Origin of the sequence: Streptomyces sp. NPDC048484 (assembly GCF_040651415.1) — a bacterium.
Lineage (GTDB): Bacteria > Actinomycetota > Actinomycetes > Streptomycetales > Streptomycetaceae > Streptomyces.
Genome location: NZ_JBEZJY010000008.1, coordinates 180307 through 197357, shown reverse-complemented (window position 1 = coordinate 197357; position 17051 = coordinate 180307). Strand labels below are relative to the sequence as shown.

The following is a 17051-nucleotide window of genomic DNA, read 5'->3' as shown; positions in this document are numbered from 1 at the left end:
CTGAGGTCGATGCGGCAGGTACGGGTGGGCCGCACCACCGCCCGGACTTCCCGCGAACTCCAGCCGAGTGATGGGCACTCGCACCGGCACCGGGATTAGCACTGGCACCGACGCTCATGGCGAGAGCACCGCCACTGCGTACCGGTCCAACTCCACGACTCCGGTGACCTGTTGGCCGCTGAGCAGGTCCCGGTACGTGCCCGGCACCGCCACCGTGACCGGGTCACGCCCGTGGTTGAGGACGAAGAGCAGGTCCCCCCGGCGGACGGCCTCGACCTGTACGGGCAGCCCGTCGAGCACCGGCCGCACCCCCGCCCCGGCGGCCACGCCCTCCAACAGCTCGCGCAGCGCGGTGGGTTCGGGCAGCGTGGAGACGTACCAGGCGCGTCCCTTGTGCAGCACGGCGGGCAGCCCGTCGAGTTCGCCGCCTTTGTAGCGGGAGTCCGTGACGGCGTCCTCGGCCTCGATCTCCTCGGACCACAGTGTGCCCCGGAAGCCGTCGCACTCGGCGTGCTCCCCGGGGTCGAGCGGCCACCACTCGTGCAGGGTGCGGATGCCGAAGAGCTCCCGCAGCCGTTCGTCCACGCCGCCGGGCCGCACCCGGTCGTCCTCGTCCGCGACCCCGGTCAGGAAGCCGCAGACCAGGGTGCCTCCTTCTCGTACGTACGCGACGAGGTTGTCGACCGCGGCGTCGGTGAGCAGGTGGAGCTGCGGCACGACGACGAGTTTGTACCCGGACAGATCGTGTTCGGGATGCGCGAAGTCCGTGGTGACGTGGGCCTCCCACAGGGCGCGGTGCCAGGCCCGCACGACCTGAGGATGGTCGACCTCGTGGGAGAGCCGGCCGTCCTGCGCCCCCGCCCACCAGGCGTTCCACTCGTGGAGGATCGCGACCTCGGAGGACGAGTGACGGCCGCTGATGTCAGCACCCATGCGGGCGAGTTCGGCGCCGAGCTGTCTGACCTCCTGGTAGGTACGCCCCTGCTCCCCCGCGTGGCTGACCATGCCCGAGTGGAACTTCTCCGCGCCCTGCTGGGACTGCCGCCACTGGAAGTAGCAGACGGCGTCGGCGCCCCGGGCGACGGCCTGCAGGGACCAGAGCCGGTTGAGGCCGCGCGGCTTGGGGTGGTTGACGCCCCGCCAGTTCACCGGGCCCGCCGCCTGCTCCATCAGCATCCATGGCCCGCGGGCCTGGGAGCGCGTCATGTCCTGGATGAGTGCGCCGTTCTGCGCGCCGAAGGGGTCGCGCGGGTCCGGGTAGATGTCGACGGAGACGACGTCCTCCTCCTGGACCCATTTCCAGGCGTCCTGGCCCACCCACATCGGCATGAAGTTGGTGGTCACCGGAAGGCGCGGGGAGTACCGGCGGACGATGTCGCGCTCGGCGACGTAACACTCCAGGAGCATGTCGGACGTGTAGCGCTTGAAGTCGAGCACCTGGGTGGGGTTGTTCCTGTAGTGGGCGTGGCGCGGCGGAAGGATCTCCTGCCAGTCGCCGTAGCCCTGACTCCAGAAGGCCGTCCCCCAGGCCGTGTTGAGCGCGTCGAGCGTGCCGTACCTGCCCCGGAGCCAGCGGCGGAACGTGACGGCCGCCTCGTCGCCCCAGTCGTAGGTGCAGTACTCGTTGTTGATGTGCCACATCGTGAGGGCGGGGTGGCTCCCGTAGCGGGCGGCCAGGTCCTCGGTGATGGCGGCGGCGTAACGGCGGTAGGTGACGCTGGAGTGCGAGAAGTGCTGCCGGCCGCCCCACCACTCGGTGCGGCCGTCCTCGTCCCGGGGCAGCGTGTCCGGGTGGAGCCGGCCCATCCAGGGCGGGGGCGAGGAGGTGGGCGTGGCGAGGACGACCCCGATGCCGTTCTCGTGCATGAGGTCCATCAGCCGGTCCAGCCAGCCGAACTCCCGCGCCCCGGGACGGGGTTCGAGCTTCGCCCAGGAGAAGACGCCGAGGGTGACGGAGTTGACCCCGGCCGCCCGCATGAGGCGTACGTCCTCGTGCCAGGTCTCCTCGGGCCACTGCTCGGGGTTGTAGTCGCCGCCGAAGAGGAGGCGGCCGCGGGTGGCGTCGGCGAGGCCGGGTCGCCCACTGAGGCGCGGCGTGCCCATGACATACCTCGTTCCAGGAGAGGAGGAGCGGTTCAGGAGGAGGAGCGGCCCGGCGCTCTTGAGGGGCGCGGAGGACTGCGCGGCCGGCCACGACGGACCCGCGGCCGAACGACAACCCGGGCTCAAAGGACAGCGGGCCGACCGGCGCCAACAGCGCGAGGTCATCCTTTGACCGCGCCGGTCAGCATCCCCTTCTTGAAGTGCCTCTGGACGAACGGCGAAAGAAACGCGACCGGCAGCAGCGCCAGCACCATGACCGCCATCTGCACGGCGAGTGCGGAGAGCTGTCCCGTCTTGATGGCCTGCCCCAACCCGACCGGCGGTTCCTGCTTCTGGACGAGCTGGATCATGACGTTCTGCAGCGGCATCATGTCCTGGTCGCTCAGGTAGATCGACGCGTTGAACCAGGCACTCCAGTAGCCGACGGCGTAGAAGAGCGTGATCACCGCGATGACGGCGCGGGAGAGCGGGATCACGATCTGCCAGAGGATCCGCCAGTCCCCCGCCCCGTCGATCCGCGCGCTGTCGGTGAGCTCCTGCGAGACGCCCATGAAGAACGCGCGCAGCACCAGGATGTTGAAGACGCTGATCGCGCTCGGCAGGATCAGCGCCAGATACGTGTCCGTCAGCCCCAGCGACTGCACCAGCAGGTACGTGGGGATGAGGCCGGCGCCGAAGAACATCGTCGCGAGCAGGATCATCAGGAACCAGCTGTGCCCGACCGACCCGATACGCGAGAGCCCGTACGCGGAGAGGATGGACACCGCCATCGAGAACAGCGTGCCGACGAGTGTGACGCCCAGGCTGACGACGGTGGCGCGGGTGACCTGCCCGCCGCTCAGCAGCTCCTGGTAGGCGATGAGGGTGATGCCCCTGGGGACCACCACCAGGCCACCGGCCTCGCTGATGGTCTGCTTCGTGGACAGGCTGGTGACGATGACGATCCACAGCGGGAACAGGACGCCCAGGCACGCGATGACCAGGGCGATGACCTTGCCCGCGAGCCCGGCCCTGCCGGGCTCCTCCTCCCAGACGGGCCTCGGCGGCGCCGCCCAGCGGCCGGGCCGCCGCGGGTCCCGGCCGGACGACTTCGGCCGTTCGTCGGTCACAGCGGTCACGGCAGTCACTTCTTGTACACCCCCTGCTCGCCCATGAGATGGGCGACCTTGTTCGCGGCGAGGACGAGGCCGAGACTGACCACGCCCTTGATCAGTCCCGCGGCCGCCGCGTAACTGAAGTCCTGGTTGCGGACGCCGTTCCACCACACATAGGTGTCGAGGACTTCCGCCGCGCCCGGCCCCACCGCGTCCCGCTGCAGCAGGATCTGTTCGAAGCCGACCGTGAGCGCGTCACCGACGCGCAGCACCAGGAGCAGGGCGATCACCGGACGCAGCGCGGGCAGCGTGACGTGCCACATGCGGCGCCACCGGCCGGCCCCGTCCATCGCCGAGGCCTCGTACAGATCGGGGCTGACGGAGGCCAGCGCCGCGAGGAAGACGATGACGCCCCAGCCGGCGTCCTTCCAGACGCCCTCCGCCGTCACCAGGAACTTGAAGATGCCCGGGTCGGTCATGAGGTCGAAGCCCTCGTAGCCGTGCTGTCGCAGGGTCTGCGCGATGATGCCGGCGCCGCCGAAGATCTGCTGGAAGACGGTGATGACGAGCACCCAGGAGAAGAAGTGCGGCAGGTAGAGGATCGCCTGCGACACCGCCCGCACCCGGGGCCTGATCACGCTGTTGATGAGCAGCGCCAGCACGATCGGGATCGGGAAGAAGAGCAGCAGTTGCAGCACGAACAGGACGAGGGTGTTCCGGACGGCGTCCCAGAACGCCGAGTCGTCGAAGAGCCGTGAGAACTGCTCGAAGCCGACCCAGGGGCTGTGGAAGATGGCGACGAAGCCGTTGTCGCTGATGTACGGGTCGTACTCCTGGAAGGCGACGACGTTGCCCAGGATCGGTATGTAGTTGAAGACCAGGACCAGCAGGACGGCCGGCAGGGTCATCAGGACCAGCGTGCGGTCCCGCTTGAACCGGACCTTGAGGGTGCCGCCGTTCGAGGCCTTCTTCGAGGCCTTCTCCAACGCCTTCTTCAGGGTCTTCTTCTCGGCCTTGGAGACCCCGGCGGGCTTGGTGGGCGTACTCCCTCCGTCGTCGGAGGGCGGGGCGGTGTCAGGAGTGGTGCTGCCCGAAGTGGTGCTGTGAGCCACTTCGTCACCCCTGCGCGGATCCGCTGTCGTCCAGCAGCTTCTTGTACCAGTCCCGCAGCTTGTCGCCGCCCTGGCTCTTCCAGTCCGACACGGCCTGCTGCATGTCACTGATCTTCTTGCGGCCTCGGACGACGTCGTCCTCCAGCTGCTCGAAGTCGTTGGAGAGGTTGGTGTAGCGGGTGGGTTCGGTGACCTGGAGGCCGAAGAAGGAGGACTTCTTGGTGAAGGCGCCCATCCGCTGCTGCCATTCGACCTGCGCCTTGGCGACCTCCGGACGGTCGGGGTGCGCGATCGTCGAGGCGGGGCCCGCCAGCATCACGAACGCGTTCAGGACCTCCTGGTTGCCCTTGTCGTTCTTCGTGGGCGTGCCGTCCTTGACCGTGTAGTGCGTGCCCTCGACCCCGTAGTTGGTGAGCATGTACTCCTCGGTGCCGTACGGGGCGGCGGTGACGTTCGCGGCTGCCAGCACGTCGTGGATCACCGCCTTCGACGCCTTCTTGTTGACGAAGGCGAAGATGCTCGCGGGCGCACCGGCCCACAGTGTGGGGTCCCCGCCGTCGTGGCCGAAGATGTCCATGCCGTCGATGCGGAAGTTCTTGTTCTGGGCGGCCTGTTCGGTGGTCTTGGCCCACCAGTGCGAGATGTCGTTGTTGTAGATGAGGACTTCGCCGGAGGTGAAGCGCAGCCCCGAGTCGCCCTGGTTCTGCGCCTTGGCGTCCGGGTGGACGACTCCCGCGGCGTACAGCTTCCGCGTCCACTCCAGCGCTTCGAGGTACTCGTCGGTCTCGACGCGGCAGACCAGCTTGCCGCCGACGGAGTTCCAGCCGAGCGACTTCTCGCTGCCGGACAGCACTCCGAAGCTGCTGAAGGCCGTCCACTTCATGTCGTCGCAGGCCCACACCTTCGCCCTGGCGTTGGTGATCTCCTTGGCCAGGGCCAGGAACTCGGCTGCCGAGGTGGGGAGTTCGTAGCCCTTCTTGTCGAAGATGTCCTTGCGGTAGTACGGCACAATGTTGGTGACGTACGAGCTGGGCATCGGCAGGCCGCGCAGCTTGCCGCCGAAGATGGAGCGCTGCCAGGCGTCGGTCGGGACGGCGGCGAGGTTCGGGTACTCCTCGACCTTGTCACCCGAGAGGTACGGGCCGAGGTCGGCCATCTTGCTGATGATGGCGCTGGGTATCTTGCCGCCCATGTTCCACCCGGGGATCACCACGACGTCCGGCATGTCGCTGGAGGCGAGAACCGCGCCCAGTTTCTCGTCGTACGTGTTGCCGTCCTGGTTCTGCCAGACGACGTTCGCGCCGATCTTCGCGTTCATCGCCTCGTAGTAGGGGTTGTCGCCCTTCGGTGGCGTGCCCCAGAACGGGGACATGATCTTGATGGTGCTGCCCTTGCCGAGCTTCCCGGACACCGAGGTCTTCAGGTCGGCCGTGACGAGCTTGCCGGTGAATCCGAGCGAGGACCCGTTCTTCGACGCGATGTCCGGCGTCACCACGTTCTGCGCCACGAAGGTGGGGAGGATCTTCTTCGCGTCCTTGCCCGAGGTCGTGCCCTCCTTGGAGCCGCCGTCGGAGCCACCGCAGGCGGCCAGCAGCGGCATCCCGCCGGTCATCGCGGCGGTGGCGACCGCCGTGGAGGCGAGGAAGCTTCTCCGGCTCGGGCCGGAGGCAGAGGTGTTCGGCGTCATTGCGTCAACCCTTCATCGCGCACAGCAGGACACCCGGCGGTGTGGCCGTCGGCTGCGGTGTCTTGAGTGGAACTGGCTGAGCTGAAGCGAACTCTCGGAGGCCTGCGCACCCAGGAGCGGCATCCTCGACAGTCGAGAACAGTCGAAGACAGTCAAAGATGGCCTGAGTCAGTCGAAGCGCTTCGATGTTGCTGCGAGGTTAAGTGAACACCTGGGGGTGCACAAGAGCCGATTCCAAACATTCCTCGGAGGCGTGGAGCCCTGAATCGGCCTTCTCTAACCGCCGTCATGACAACGGGACAGCCATGGGGTGGCCATGAGGCCGCCAAGGAGGCGCAGAGTTGCCGCGTCGAGGCGTATCGAGGTGTGTCGGGGTGTCTTGACAGTCGGCCATCGGTCGAATCAGCATCGAAGCGCTTCGAAGAGTCTTCACCGCTCTTCTTCGTCTTCGGCAAAGGGATCCTCGCGTGACTGCACAAATGCCGCCTTTCCGCGACTCGCAGCTGCCGTTCGTGAAGCGCATCGACGATCTTCTGGCGCGGCTCACGCTGGACGAACGGGTGGCGATGCTGCACCAGTTCGGGCCCGCCGTGGAGCGGCTCGGCATCGCCGCGTTCCGCACCGGCCAGGAGGCACTGCACGGGGTGGCCTGGATGGGCCCGGCGACCGTGTTCCCGCAGGCGGTCGGCCTGGGCGCGACCTGGAACGAGGAACTGGTCCGCCGGGTCGGCGAGGCGGTGTCCACCGAGACCCGCACGATGCGCTCGCGCGACGACCGCGTCGGCCTCAACGTCTGGGCGCCCACGGTGAATCTCCTGCGCCACCCTCTGTGGGGCCGCAACGAGGAGGGCTACTCGGAGGACCCGAAGCTGACCTCGGCGATCGCCACCGCGTACACCCGCGGTCTGCGCGGCGACCATCCCGCCTACTGGCGCACGGCCCCCGTCCTCAAGCACTGGCTCGCGCACAACAACGAGACGGGCCGGGCCACCACGTCGAGCTCCGTCCGGCCCCGCGTGCTGCACGAGTACGACCTGCGCGCCTTCCGCGAGACGGTCGAGGCGGGCGCAGTGGCCGGCGTGATGCCCGCGTACAACCTGGTCAACGGCCGCCCCAACCACGTTTCGCCGTATCTGGGCGAGCACCTGCGGGCCTGGACGGACCAGGATCTGCTGGTCTGCTCGGACGCGGGCGCGCCATCGAACCTGGTCGACTTCGAGTACTACTTCGACACGCACGAGGAGGCGACGGCGGCGTCGCTGCTCGCCGGTGTCGACAGCTTCACGGACCACGGCACGGACAGCTCGCAGATCATCGAACGGGTGCGGGGTGCCCTGGACCGGGGCCTGTTGACCGAGGCCGACATCGACGCGGCGGTCCGCCGACAGCTCGCGATCCGCTTCAGGCTCGGCGAGTTCGACCCCCGCCTGGACCCGTACGCGCACTGCAAGGGCTTCGACACCCCCGCGCACCGGTCCCTCGCCCGGGAGGCGGCGGAGCAGTCGGTCGTGCTGCTCAAGAACGACGGGCTGCTCCCGCTCACCGGGGAGAGCACCCGCATCGCGGTGGTCGGCCTCCTCGCTGACGAGTGCAAGCTCGACTGGTACAGCGGCACCCTGATCCACCGCTCCACCCCGCTCGAAGGCCTGTACGAACGCTTCGGCGCCGACCGCGTGGACTTCGCCGAGGGCGTGGACCGCGTACGCCTCAAGACCTCCGACGGTACGTACCTGAGCGTTCCGCGGGCGGACGACGCGAGCGACGAGGTCCGCGGGGCCGGAGGCGCGCTGGACCCGGCCCTCCTCGCGGGCCGCACCGACCTGCCTGCGCTCACCACCGACGCCGTGGGCACCGAACTCGCGCTGGTCGACTGGGGCGAGGGTCTCCTCACCTTCCGCGCTCCCGACGGCCGCTACCTCTCGGTCGCGGAGGACGGCTTCGTCCGCGCCTCGGCGGACCAGCCCGGCGGCTGGGTCGTCCAGGAGACGTTCCGGCTGGAACCGCACGGTCCCCGCGACTCCCACAGTTCGCCCGGTTCGCCCGGTTCGCACAGTTCCCACGATTCGCACAGTTCCCACGATTCGCACAGTTCCCACGATTCGCACAGTTCCCACGATTCGCACAGTTCCCACGGTTCCCACGGGAACGGGCACCTCCTGAAGCACATCGGTACGGGCAGCTACGTCTCTGTCACCGCCGACGGAGTAAAGGTTGCCGACGAGAACCCGGTGATCATCGAGCTGGAGACCAGGGAGCGCGGCGAGGAGGCGGTGGCGCGCGCGGCGGCCTCGGCCGACGTCGTGCTCGTGGTCGCGGGCAACGACCCGCACATCAACGGGCGCGAGACGGAGGACCGCACCACCCTCGCCCTCCCCGCCCACCAGCGGCGGCTGCTGGACGCGGCGCGGGCCACGAACCCGCGCACGGCCCTGGTCATCACGTCCTCATACCCCTACGCGATCGACCCCACGGACCTCCCCGCGGCCCTCTGGACGGCCCACGGCGGCCAGGCGGCCGGCACCGCCCTGGCCCGTGTCCTGGCGGGAGACGTCTCCCCGGCGGGCCGGCTGCCCCAGACCTGGTACGCCTCGGACGCGGACCTGCCCGGTCTCCTCGACTACGACGTGATCGGCAGCCGCCAGACGTATCTGTACTTCGAGGGCACCCCGCTCTTCCCGTTCGGCCATGGCCTGTCGTACGCGTCCTTCGTGTACGGGGACTTCGCGGCGCTCGTCGGGGAGGAGTCCGTGCAGGTCACCTTCACGGTCACCAACACCGGCGGCACGGCGGCCGACGAGGTGGCCCAGCTCTACGGCCGTCCGGTGGCCCCGTCCGTCCCGCGCCCCCGGCGTGCGCTGCTGGCCCACCGCCGCGTCCACCTCGCCCCGGGCGCCACCACGGAGCTGGCCTTCGAACTCCCGCTCTCCGCCTTCGAGTTCTGGGACGTCACCCATGGCACCTGGCGCCTGGAACCCGGTGCGTACGACTTCCTGGCGGGCGCGTCCAGCGAGGACATCCGCCTGCGCGGGACGATCGAACTGGACGGCACGCCCACCGCTCCCCGCCCGGTCCTCGAACGCGGGCTGGACGCCGCCTGCTTCGACGAGCAGCGGGACGCCGAGATCGTCGACCGCGCGAAGCTGGCGGGCGACGCGGTGACCCCGGCGGACGGCGATGACGGCGATGACGGCGCGGCCGAACTGACGTACCGGGCCTGCGACTTCGGCCCGGGCGCCGGATCCGTGACGGTCGAGGTGGCGGGCGGGGGCAGCCTCGAACTGGCTCTGGACAACGGGCGGGTACTCGCGCGCCTGGACATCGGGCCCACGGCGGGCCCGTACGCCTACACGACCGTCACCGCCGCACTCCGGTCGCGGGTGTCAGAGGTGCACGACCTGTGCGTGGAACTGCGCGGCCCGCTGCGGCTCGCACACGTCGGCTTCTCCGGCTGAGAGCCTGTGGGCTGGGACCGGGCCGGGGCCGATGTCGCACGGCGACGGCCGGGGCCCCCGCACAGCGGGCTCCGGCCGTCGATCAGCGTCTGGTCTCAGAGAGCGAGCCCCGTGAGGACGAGCACGCGCTCGTACGTGTAGTCGTCCATGGCGAAGCGCACGCCTTCCCGGCCGACGCCGGACTGCTTCACACCGCCGTACGGCATCTGGTCGGCGCGGTACGAGGGAACGTCGCCGATCACCACACCGCCCACCTCCAGCGCCCGGTGGGCCCGGAAGGCAGCCTGGAGATCGTGGGTGAACACACCGGCCTGCAGCCCGTACTTGGACTCGTTGACGGCGGCGAAGGCGGCGGCCTCCCCCGTCACCTTCTGCACGGTGAGGACGGGTCCGAAGACCTCCTCGCAGGAGATCGTCACCCCGTCCGGTACGCCGGCCAGCACGGTCGGCGCGTACGAGGCGCCGTCGCGCTTGCCACCGGCGAGCAGTTCGGCGCCGGCCCCGACGGCCTCGTCGACCCACGACTCCACCCGCCTGGCGGCGTCCTCGCTCACCAGCGGACCGACATCGGTCGCGTCGTCGGACGGGTCCCCGGTCACCTGGGCCCCGACCGCGGCGACGATCCGGGGCAGCAGCCGCTCGTACACCGACGCGTCCGCGACGACCCGCTGCACGGAGATGCAGGACTGCCCGCCCTGGTAGTTGCTGAAGGTCGCGATGCGGTCCGCGGCCCGGTCGAGGTCCTCGTCGCTCGCCCAGTCGGCGAGCACGACGGCCGCCCCGTTGCCGCCGAGCTCCAGGGTGAGGTGCTTGCGCGGTACGGAGTCCATGATCGCGTAACCGACCTTGTCGGACCCGGTGAAGGAGATGACGGGCAGCCGTTCGTCCTGCACCAGCGCGGGCATCTTGTCGTTGGCGACGGGCAGCACCGACCAGGAGCCGGCCGGCAGCTCGGTCTCGGCCAGCAGCTCGCCGATGAGCAGACCGCTCAGCGGGGTCGCGGGGGCGGGCTTCAGAATGATCGGCGCGCCCGCGGCGATGGCCGGAGCGATCTTGTGGGCGCACAGGTTGAGCGGGAAGTTGAAGGGTGCGATGCCGAGCACGACGCCCTTCGGGAAGCGCCGGGTGAGAGCGAGCCGGCCCTGGCCGCCGGGGTCGGTGTCGAGCCGCTGGGCCTCTCCACCGTTGAACCGGCGGGCCTCCTCGGCCGCGAACCGGAACACGGACACGGCCCGGCCGACCTCACCGCGGGCCCACTTGACCGGCTTGCCGTTCTCGGCGGAGATGAGCCGGGCGATCTCCTCGGTCCGCTCCACGAGCCGCCTGCTCACGTGGTCCAGGGCGGCGGCCCGCACATGGGCCGGCGTGGCGGCGAACTCGTCCCGCACGGCGTACGCGGCCGCGACGGCCTCCTCGACCTGGGCGTCACTCGGCACGCCGACCCTGCCGACGAGGTGCCCGTCCCAGGGCGACGTGACGTCGAAGGTGGCCTCACCGGTGGCCTGGCGACCGGCGAGCCAGAAGGCATGGGTGGAAGTCATCGAGTTCCCGGCCCTTCCGTTGGTGTGTCTGGGTGCTGACCACCCCACGGTAGGCCTGGGACACCGCTATCCCACTTGTCCGGCCCGGAGCACTGCGCCCCGCCCCCACTCCGCTTTGTCACATGCAGCCCACGGCACAGCCACGGCCTGAGGGGCACGGGCAACTGCGCAGGACCCCGGCCCTCACCGGCGGCGCGCACCCGGCGACGCCCCGGGCGCCAGCCGGCCTACTCCCCCGCCGTCCCGGACACCGCGCCCGTCGCGGACGCCGTCGCCGCCGTCGCCTTCAGGGCCAGCCACAGCTCCATCCGCACATCCGGATCGTCCAGAGACCGGCCGAGGATCTCCTCGACCCGCCGCATCCGGTACCGCAACGTATGCCGATGCACCCCGAGATCCGCCGCCGCCGCGTCCCACTGACCGTGCCGCGACAGCCACGCCCGCAGCGAGGCGACCAGATCGCCCCGTCCCGTCGCGTCGTGCTCGCGCAACGCCCGCAGAAGCCCGTCGGCGAAGGCCCGCACCGCGTCGTCCGCCAGCAGCGGCACCACGGACCCCGTGGCCACCTCCTCGTGCTCGACCAGCACCCGCCCCCGCCGCCGGGCGACGGACAGCGCCTGCTCGGCCTGCTTGTAGGCGGCCCCGGCGGCGACGGGACCGGCCGGCGCGGAAACCCCCACGACCAGCTCGTCCTCGTCCGCCCCCTGTTCGGAACCGCCGCGCGCCATGGCGACGGTCTCCGCGTACCGGCCGCAGGCGGCGACCACCTCGCCCCCGTCCGCGGCGAGCACCACGACCCGCTCCCCGTCGGGCACGACCAGCACGGCCTCGCCGGACCGCGCGGCCGCGAACTCCACGACCTCGACGAGCCCACCCACCAGATCGCCTCCGGCGTCGGCGAGCACGGCCACGGCCGCCTCGACCTTCGCCGCGTCCATCTCGTCGGCACCGGCATCGCCCCCGGCGCCGCCGCGAGCCCGCGCCCGCCCTGCGGACGCCGAAGCGGCCTCGGCGAGCATCATGCGGTAGGGCGCGTCCAGCAGCCCCCCGTACAGGTCCCCGGCCACCCCCCGGGCGTGATCGGAATGCCCGGCGAGCAGCATCCGCAGCACGGCCGCCCCGATCCGCTGCTCGGCGGCGTACAGCGACCGGGACCGTTCCGTGGTGAGCGTCAGCAGGGCGATCGCGGAGTGCACGGCATACCGCTCGGCCGTGCCCAGCGCGGCCGCGGTCCCGACGGCGAGCGCGGCACGGGCGCGCCGTCCGGTCCCCAGCGAGTGCAGTTCGACGCGGTCCTCGTAGTCCTCGCCGTCCTCACCGTCCTCCGTACCCCCGCCGACGACGGAACTCGCGGGCGCTGGGCGCTCCCGCAACCGCTCCACGTCCCCGGTGATCCGGGCGGCCCTGCGCCCCGCCCATTCCGGCGCGGTGGCGACGACGGCCCCGGAGGCGTCGTACAGCGCGGTCCATCCGTCGACCTGTGAGGCGAGCGCGGACAGCAGCCCTTCGGGCCCGCCGCTCAGCGCCTGCTTCGTCAGTTCGCGCTGCGCGGCGAACCCGGCGGTCACCGCCCGGTACTGGTCGGCGGCGATGGCCGCGGACACGGCTTTGCTGATGGCGAGAAAGGGGGTGCGCCGAGGGACCTCAAGCAGCGGCAGCCCCTCTTCCACCGCCGCGTCGGCCAGCGCCTCGGGAATCTGTTCGTAGTGCACGCCGACGGCGAAGCCCAGCCCGGCCACGCCCGCCCCGACCAGCCGCTTCACATACTGCCGCATGGCGTCGGCGTCCTCGGCGTCCAGCTTGAGGGCGGTGATGAGCAGGAGCTCCCCGCCCTCCATGTACGGCACGGGGTCGGTGAGCTCGCTGGCGTGGACCCAGCGGACGGGGGTGTCCAGCCGTTCCCGGCCCGCGCGCACGGTGAGTTTGAGCGCCGAGTGATGGACGAGCGAGGCGAGCGTGGGGGGCATGAGGCCTTCAGGTCTTCAGGTCTTCACAGGTTCTTCGACGGTCACGGACGAGGTGATTTTTTGGCCGCGATGTATGAACGACCTATGTAGATTCTGCCTTACTGTCCGGTCGAGCGGTGACCGTATGTCCGGACGTCCTGCTGGACGCGCCCCTGAAAACTCCGGCGTGGCTCGGTTTCCCGGGTTCCGGCTCAGTTACCCGGGTTCCGGCTCAGCTTCCCGGGTTCCGCAGGTCCACCAGCAAGGGTGGCGCGTACTCTCCCCGCACGCTGGTGAGCGAGAGCACCGCGTGCCCCGGCGGCACCCCGTGCGCCAGCTCGGACGCCGACCAGCGCTCCCGTTCGACCTGCCGCACGGTCACGGCCCGGGCGGTGGGCGCGTTCCCGGTGATCACCCGGCGCAGCATGTGGACGGCCTTCCCGGCCGGTGTCTCCGCGATGATCTGCCGGTCGGTGACGTCCCGCGCCTCGATCCACTCCTTGCCCCACACCTCGGCGAAGTCCTGCCCGTCCCACGGGGTGAGCCCGGACAGCGCCACCCGGCACCCGACCGCGCCGAGCAGCGGTGACCGCAGCGGCCGCGGCGCGTCGTCGAGCGTGCGCAGGGTCATCACGACCCCGGCGTTGGCGGACCGCAGCCGCTGGATCCCCCGTACGGCCTCGGGGGTGAGGACCCCGGTGGCGTCGTCGAGTACGAGGCAGGCGAAGAGGGACCGGTCCTCGCGTACCGCGACGCTGGCCGCGAACTGGGCGAGCACGAGCCGCGACAGAATCCGTGAGGCGTCCGCGTGCCCGCGCTGGGGCAGATCGATCCGCACGCGTACGGGATGGTCGAGCGCGCGCAGCGAGAACGGCCGGGACTGTCCGGACGTGTCGAAGAATCCGGCGAAGGCGGGCCGGTCGAGCAACGCCACCCGGTCCGCGAGCACGTTCCCCACGTCACCGGACTGCCCCAGCTGCCGCTCCCGCGCGTCGAGTTCCCGCAGCAGCGACTCCTGTCCGCCTTCGGTGAGCGCCTTGCGGAGCGCCGCGAGCGGGCCGGGCGCGCCGTCGAGGAGCTGCCTCAGTTCGGGCACGGACGGAAAGCGTCCGTGGACACCCCGGTACGGCCCGAGCAGCTGGGCGAGCACGGTGGTGGACCGCCGGCTCTCCCCGCTGGGGTGCGGGTCGGCGAGATCACCGACGAGCGCCTCGGCGAGCACGGCCGCGGCCTCGTCCGGGTCGGTGGTGCCACCGTACAGATCGAGGTCGTACACGGACTCGGGATGACCCACCCGCACCACGACGTCGTACGCGTCCACCGCCCCGAGGCCCGCCCCCGCGGCCCCCACGACGACCACGGCCGCCCGTCCGGCGAGCGCGTGCAGGCACAGCGACTCGGTGAGCGGCCAGACGACACCGCCGGTCTTGCCGGATCCGGCGGGTCCGACGGCGAGCAGCGAGGTCCCCAGCAGCTCGGGCGCGAGCGCCAGGCCGGTGCCGCGGTACGCGTACGGGTTGCGCGGGTCGTCGGCGGTCGTGCCGAGGCGCACCTGCCCCGTGACGAGGTCGTGCTGCGCGAGCCGACCCGGCAGGTCCCGCTCACCCGAGGGGTGCAGACAGGCGGCCGCGCCCTCGCTCAGCACGGCACCGGTGAAGGTGGCGAGGCTGTGCCGCCCGCTGCGCACGCTCTGCCAGGCGCGGGCGATCCGCGCGTGGTCGACGTCGCGCATCAGTCCGGCCCGCGCGTCGGCGCCGAGTCGTTCGGCGGCGTCGACGGCCCCGGCGGCCCGCAGCTCGTGCCACTGAGTGGGGTCCTCCTCCGGCAGCAGCGGAGCCTGCTCGGGCACGGCTCGTCGCAGGCGGGGAGCCACGAAGCGGCGCCAGACCTCACTCCAGCGGCCCAGACGCCCCACACCGATCATGATCGCGAACACGACAAGAACGGTGTATCCCTCCCACACGAGGAGACGGACCACCTGGCTGTCGCTGGCCCGCCAGGAATCCGGCGTGAACAACTTGAGCGGCAGGATCCACCAACTGCCGAAATAGCCGTTGGACAGCAGGGACCAGATCAGCCACCCCACGAGGAAGGCGATCAGCGCCCCGCTCAGCAGCTGCCGGGTCGGAATCTCCTCCGGCTCCTCCTCCGGCCGGGGCCGGTGTCCGAAGCGCCACACGCCGGGCGCGGCCTCGGGCCGCGGGGTCCGCAGCCAGGTGAGGAAGGTGGAGCCGTCCGGCAGCGGTGGCGCTCCGGGTGCCCGTGCGGGACGCGGCGGCACCTGGGGCGGCCCGGCCGGCCGCGGCACACGATCGGCGTGCGTGCTCCGTGCGTCGTGCGTGCCGTCGCTGTTCATCGCCTCTGCCACCCCTGACCAGCCGCTCCGTACGTGGTGTTCGAGTCAATCTAACGCCCCGCCAAAGGGAGTTCACCGCTCACCGGGCCGGGTACGCGACGAGCGGACGCCGGGTCTTCTCGGCGCTCCCGGCCGCACCGTGTCCAGGACGCCATGTCCACGACGGACAACCCGTGTCCGGGACAACGCCCAGATGGAGCATGCCCACTCTCCGTTCCCGGCCCTAGCCTGCGAAGAAGGAAGCTGGGCGCGCGGGAGAAACCGCCTGCCGACCGCCCGTCGGCCGCCCGCCCGCCGCCCGCCATCCGTGTGCCAACCGCCCGTCAGTCGTTCGCCAGCCGTACGCAAGACCCCAGGGAGCCCCTCATGAGCACAGTTCCGCAGGAGCGCCGCATCGTCACCGCCATTCCCGGCCCGAAGTCGCAGGAACTGCAGGCCCGCCGCAACGCCGCGGTCGCGGCCGGTGTGGGGTCCGTGCTGCCCGTCTTCACCGCGCGCGCCGGTGGCGGGATCCTTGAGGACGTCGACGGGAACCGGCTGATCGACTTCGGTTCCGGCATCGCGGTGACGAGCGTCGGCGCCTCCGCCGAGGCCGTCGTACGCCGGGCCGCCGCCCAGCTCCAGGACTTCACCCACACCTGTTTCATGGTCACGCCGTACGAGGGTTACGTGGCCGTCGCCGAGGCGCTCGCCGAGCTGACGCCCGGGGACCACGCCAAGAAGAGCGCCCTCTTCAACAGTGGCGCCGAGGCCGTCGAGAACGCCGTCAAGATCGCCCGCTCGTACACGAAGCGGCAGGCCGTCGTCGTCTTCGACCACGGCTACCACGGCCGGACCAACCTCACCATGGCGCTGACCGCGAAGAACATGCCGTACAAGCACGGCTTCGGCCCGTTCGCGCCCGAGGTCTACCGCGTCCCGGTGGCGTACGGCTACCGCTGGCCGACCGGCCCGGAGAACGCGGGCCCCGAGGCCGCCGCGCAGGCCATCGACGAGATCACCAAGCAGGTCGGCGCGGACAACGTGGCCGCGATCATCATCGAGCCCGTACTCGGCGAGGGCGGCTTCATCGAGCCCGCCAAGGGCTTCCTGCCGGCGCTCAGCCGGTTCGCGACGGACAACGGCATCGTCTTCGTCGCCGACGAGATCCAGTCCGGGTTCTGCCGTACCGGCCAGTGGTTCGCCTGCGAGGACGAGGGCATCGTCCCGGACCTGATCACCACCGCCAAGGGCATCGCGGGCGGTCTGCCGCTCGCCGCCGTGACCGGCCGCGCCGAGATCATGGACGCCGCGCACGCGGGCGGCCTGGGCGGCACCTACGGCGGCAACCCGGTGGCCTGCGCCGGCGCGCTCGGCTCGATCGAGACGATGAAGGAGCTGGACCTCAACGCGAAGGCGAAGAACATCGAGGCCGTCATGAAGGCCCGCCTGGGCGCGATGGCGGAGAAGTTCGCCCACAACGATCGATGCAGCATCGGCGACGTCCGCGGCCGGGGCGCGATGATCGCGATCGAGCTGGTCAAGGACCGTACGACGAAGGAGCCGAACGCGGAGGCGACCGCCGCGCTCGCCAAGGCCTGCCACCAGGAGGGCCTGCTGGTCCTGACCTGTGGCACCTACGGCAACGTGCTGCGCTTCCTGCCGCCGCTGGTCATCGGCGAGGACCTGCTGACCGAGGGGCTCGACATCATCGAGCAGGCTTTTGCCCGCATCTGAGCGGGATCCGTCTCATCGGTTCCGGTCTCGGGGCCGTGAGGAGC

At 70.8% G+C, this 17051-nt stretch carries 9 protein-coding genes; 2 read left to right on the top strand and 7 right to left on the bottom strand.

Annotation, left to right across the window (positions count from 1 at the left end):
* Positions 1 to 114: 114 nt before the first annotated feature.
* From AB0D14_RS10885 to AB0D14_RS10870, 4 genes are all read right to left on the bottom strand, one after another.
* On the bottom strand, positions 115 to 2103 hold the full coding sequence (locus AB0D14_RS10885; RefSeq protein ID WP_362776919.1) for a beta-galactosidase: 1989 nt from the start codon (positions 2101 to 2103) through the stop codon (positions 115 to 117).
* A gap of 161 nt (positions 2104 to 2264) precedes the next feature.
* Entirely contained in the window at positions 2265 to 3221 is a 957-nt protein-coding gene (locus AB0D14_RS10880) for a carbohydrate ABC transporter permease (protein WP_362776916.1), read from the bottom strand.
* Between the two features lie 5 nt (positions 3222 to 3226).
* Positions 3227 to 4195 (bottom strand): ABC transporter permease subunit, encoded by a 969-nt coding sequence (locus AB0D14_RS10875; RefSeq protein ID WP_362777045.1) that lies wholly within the window; start codon positions 4193 to 4195, stop codon positions 3227 to 3229.
* A gap of 118 nt (positions 4196 to 4313) precedes the next feature.
* Complete coding sequence (locus tag AB0D14_RS10870) at positions 4314 to 5996, bottom strand: extracellular solute-binding protein (RefSeq protein WP_362776914.1); 1683 nt, start codon at positions 5994 to 5996, stop codon at positions 4314 to 4316.
* A gap of 467 nt (positions 5997 to 6463) precedes the next feature.
* Here AB0D14_RS10870 and AB0D14_RS10865 point away from each other — a divergent pair, with 467 nt between their 5' ends.
* The gene (locus AB0D14_RS10865; RefSeq protein ID WP_362776913.1) at positions 6464 to 9448 is read left to right on the top strand and encodes a glycoside hydrolase family 3 C-terminal domain-containing protein; all 2985 of its coding nucleotides are present in this window, start codon (positions 6464 to 6466) and stop codon (positions 9446 to 9448) included.
* Positions 9449 to 9543: 95 nt separating this feature from the next.
* Here AB0D14_RS10865 and AB0D14_RS10860 read toward each other — a convergent pair whose 3' ends face one another.
* The 3 genes from AB0D14_RS10860 to AB0D14_RS10850 form a co-directional block, all read right to left on the bottom strand.
* Positions 9544 to 10989: an aldehyde dehydrogenase family protein gene (locus tag AB0D14_RS10860; RefSeq protein ID WP_362776911.1), complete on the bottom strand. Its 1446-nt coding sequence runs from the start codon at positions 10987 to 10989 to the stop codon at positions 9544 to 9546.
* Between the two features lie 227 nt (positions 10990 to 11216).
* Positions 11217 to 12956: a PucR family transcriptional regulator gene (locus AB0D14_RS10855; protein ID WP_362776909.1), complete on the bottom strand. Its 1740-nt coding sequence runs from the start codon at positions 12954 to 12956 to the stop codon at positions 11217 to 11219.
* A 211-nt stretch (positions 12957 to 13167) separates the two neighbouring features.
* A complete protein-coding gene (locus AB0D14_RS10850) occupies positions 13168 to 15291 on the bottom strand; it encodes an ATP-binding protein (RefSeq protein WP_362776908.1) in 2124 nt (707 codons plus the stop codon).
* Between the two features lie 366 nt (positions 15292 to 15657).
* Between AB0D14_RS10850 and gabT the strand changes: the two genes are divergently transcribed.
* The gene (gabT, locus tag AB0D14_RS10845) at positions 15658 to 17007 is read left to right on the top strand and encodes a 4-aminobutyrate--2-oxoglutarate transaminase (RefSeq protein ID WP_362776905.1); all 1350 of its coding nucleotides are present in this window, start codon (positions 15658 to 15660) and stop codon (positions 17005 to 17007) included.
* The last annotated feature ends 44 nt before the right edge of the window (positions 17008 to 17051 follow it).